Origin of the sequence: Streptomyces sp. ActVer, assembly GCF_027270795.1 — a bacterium.
GTDB lineage: Bacteria > Actinomycetota > Actinomycetes > Streptomycetales > Streptomycetaceae > Streptomyces > Streptomyces umbrinus_A.
The window spans coordinates 1-3,017 of the sequence record NZ_JAPWHT010000736.1 but is presented as its reverse complement, the minus strand read 5'-3'; the positions used below and the strand labels follow the sequence as shown (position 1 = coordinate 3,017).

3 protein-coding genes and 1 pseudogene are annotated in these 3,017 nt (G+C 68.1%); 1 reads left to right on the top strand and 3 read right to left on the bottom strand.

Annotated elements, in window-relative coordinates:
- On the bottom strand, nt 1-535 hold a 535-nt coding region (locus O3Q52_RS51350; RefSeq protein ID WP_269655283.1), incomplete at its 3' end, for a DUF5685 family protein.
- Between the two features lie 291 nt (nt 536-826).
- Between O3Q52_RS51350 and O3Q52_RS51345 the strand changes: the two genes are divergently transcribed.
- Nucleotides 827-1,270: a cell division protein SepF gene (locus O3Q52_RS51345; RefSeq protein WP_143635919.1), complete on the top strand. Its 444-nt coding sequence runs from the start codon at nt 827-829 to the stop codon at nt 1,268-1,270.
- Between the two features lie 49 nt (nt 1,271-1,319).
- Here O3Q52_RS51345 and O3Q52_RS51340 read toward each other — a convergent pair whose 3' ends face one another.
- Complete coding sequence (locus O3Q52_RS51340; RefSeq protein ID WP_269655282.1) at nt 1,320-2,528, bottom strand: acyl-CoA dehydrogenase family protein; 1,209 nt, start codon at nt 2,526-2,528, stop codon at nt 1,320-1,322.
- A gap of 280 nt (nt 2,529-2,808) precedes the next feature.
- Nucleotides 2,809-3,017: pseudogene (locus tag O3Q52_RS51335) on the bottom strand (MFS transporter); the annotation flags it as partial.

Below are 3,017 nucleotides of genomic sequence, written 5' to 3'. Positions count from 1 at the left end.
GATCTGCGGTCTCGGTCGGCTCGGTGACGGCCAGCAGCGGGGTGCCGAGCCCGGCGAGTGCCTCGATGCCCACCTGCCGGTCCACGGCGTCGACCAGCACGGCGGTGTCGAAGCCGACGTCCGAACCCGTGCGGGCACCCGCCCGCCCCCAGTTCGCGGCGACCCGGCGGGCCGCGAGCGCCACCGGCCGACGGGCCAACAACCCGTCTCCGTCGGCCATGTGATCGCGCACCTTCGCGGAGGCGAGCACCAGCGAGACGGCGGCCGCGAGCCGGGCTCCCTCACCCTGGGCGACCGAAGCGCTCCGCATTCCGCGCAATGGACAGGGCCCCGCCGTGCGCCGCCATCCACTGGCGCGCTCGGCCTGAGCCTCCGTCAGAACCGATATCAGCAAGCCGTCGTAGTTCGTGACGACCCGTGCGAACTGTCCGTGATCCCCGCGAAGCGCGAGACACAGCCCGCACAAATGCGCCATCCATTGGGTTTTGAGGCTTTCCCCGAGCCGATGAGTGCAGGGCCTGACGATTCCGAACACGACGATCCCCCGTGATGTATACGACGTTGAGCTGCGGCATCGTACCGACCACCCCGTTCACCCGTACGCCCCAGCCGTCACCCGTCCGCCGTGAAGAATCATATTTCACTCTCAGTCAGCAGCGGTGTACGGCACGACCCTTGGGGTACGCGGCCTCTCGACGAATTCGCTGTGCACCAGTACCGTCACGAAACCCCCGCGCGGCGTCTATCCCCTTGGCGCGACATCCGCATCATGCACGACCATGGGGATGCGGAGAAAAGAAAGACCGCTGTGAGAGGAGGCGTCCACATGGGATCGGTGCGCAAGGCGAGTGCCTGGCTTGGCCTCGTCGACGACAACGATGACGAGCGTTACTACGACGACGACTACGCCGAAGGATCCGAGACCGGAGCCAGGGATGCCTGGGTCACGGATCCGCGTGTGAAGGTGGCGTCGGAAGCGGCCGAGGAGAAGGGCCGCCGGATCGGCACGGTCACCCCGGACAGTTTCCGGGACGCCCGTGGCATCGGCGAGCTCTTCCGCGACGGCGTTCCCGTCATCATGAACCTCACGGCCATGGAGGCGGCCGACGCCAAGCGCGTCGTCGACTTCGCGGCCGGCCTGATCTTCGGCCTGCGCGGCTCGATCGAGCGCGTGTCGAACCGGGTTTTCCTACTGACCCCCGCCGACACCGAAATCGTCAGCGGGGAGCCCGCCGGCCGCCGCGCGGACGGCTTCTTCAACCAGAGCTGAGCAGGGCCGCTCACCGGACCCGCCTCTCGGCGCCGCGGTAGGAACTCGCCTACCGGAACGCGTCGAGACCGGTGAGCGCCTTGCCCAGTACCAACTGGTGCATCTCGACGGTGCCTTCGTACGTCAGCACCGACTCGAGATTCGTGGCGTGCCGCATCACGGGGTATTCGAGCGAGATTCCGTTGGCGCCGAGAATCGTCCGCGCCGTACGGCAGATGTCGATCGCTTCTCGTACGTTGTTGAGCTTGCCGAAGCTGACCTGTTCGGGACGGAGCCGTCCCGCGTCCATGCGCCGCCCCAGATGATGGGCGAGCAGAATTCCCTTGTGCAGTTCGACCGCCATGTCGGCGAGTTTGGCCTGGGTGAGCTGGAAGCCGCCGATGGGCCGCCCGAACTGCTCGCGCGTCTTCGCGTATTCGACCGCCGTCTCGAAACTGGAGCGCGCGGCGCCCATCGCGCCCCACACGATCCCGTACCGGGCGTGCGACAGACAGCTGAGCGGCCCCTTCAGCCCGGTGACGCCGGGCAGCACCGCATCGCCCGGCAGCCGCACCTCGTCGAGCACCAACTCGCTGGTGACCGAGGCCCGCAGTGACCACTTGTGCTTGATCTCGGGTGCGGAGAACCCGGGACGGTCGGTGGGCACGACGAACCCACGGATCCCGTCATCGGTCTGGGCCCACACCACGGCCACGCCGGCCACGGACCCGTTGGTGATCCACATCTTCCGCCCGGTCAGAACCCAGTCCGAGCCGTCCCGCTTGGCGTACGTGCGCATGGCCCCGGGATCGGATCCATGATCGGGCTCGGTGAGCCCGAAGCACCCGATGACCTCGCCCGAGGCCATCCTCGGCAGCCACGTCTGCTTCTGCTCCTCGCTCCCGAAGCGGTGGATGGCGTACATCGCGAGGGATCCCTGCACGGAGACGAGCGAGCGGATCCCGGAGTCGGCGGCCTCCAGCTCCAGACAGGCGAGCCCGTACTGCACCGCGGAGGCCCCGGCGCACCCGTACCCGTCGAGCGACATCCCCAGCGCGCCGATCTCCCCCAACTCCCGCGCCAGCTCCCGGATCCCGGGCAGTTCACCCTTCTCGTACCACTCGGCCACATACGGCAGCACCCGATCCGCCGCCCACGCCCGCACGGTCCCCCGGACCGCCAGATCCTCCGCACTCAACAGATCATCGACACCGAGCGGATCAGCGGGATCGAACGGCGGCAGCTTCGATGAAGAGCTCGACGAAGAGGAAGCAGACATGACAGGGGCCTCCGGCACGGAAAACTAGCACTGTTAACCACGGGCGAGGCCCGACGTTACGACGCAGTGTCGCGCACGTCCAGAACAACTTCACGCGGGGCGGGGCGGAGATGCCTGGGGGCCTCACACCCCCATACGGACCGGCCATACGGACCCGCGGCCGCCGACGGCGAGGACGCGCCACGGGAAACCCGCACAGGACCGGCGCCCTTCACGGGCGGTGCGGGCGGGAAACGCATGAAAGCGCAACCACATCAAACGGTCAGCCGACACCAAACAGTCAGCCGACAGACTCCACCCGCAGCGAAGACTCCGCCTCCCGAGGCCCAGGCACCTCAACCCCAGCCGCCGCCCCACACTCCATGGCCCGAGGCAACCGCAGCGCCATCACCGCCCCCAGCAACAACAACCCCGCACTCACCAGCAACGTCACATGCAGCCCATGCACAAACGCATGCCGCGCAGCATGCCGCAACGCCTCCCCGGGCC

What these genes read in the sequence shown, in the direction of transcription:
- O3Q52_RS51345 (WP_143635919.1), top strand. Translation starts at nt 827, where the DNA reads ATGGGATCGGTGCGCAAGGCGAGTGCCTGGCTTGGCCTCGTCGACGAC.
- O3Q52_RS51340 (WP_269655282.1), bottom strand. Translation starts at nt 2,528, where the DNA reads ATGTCTGCTTCCTCTTCGTCGAGCTCTTCATCGAAGCTGCCGCCGTTC.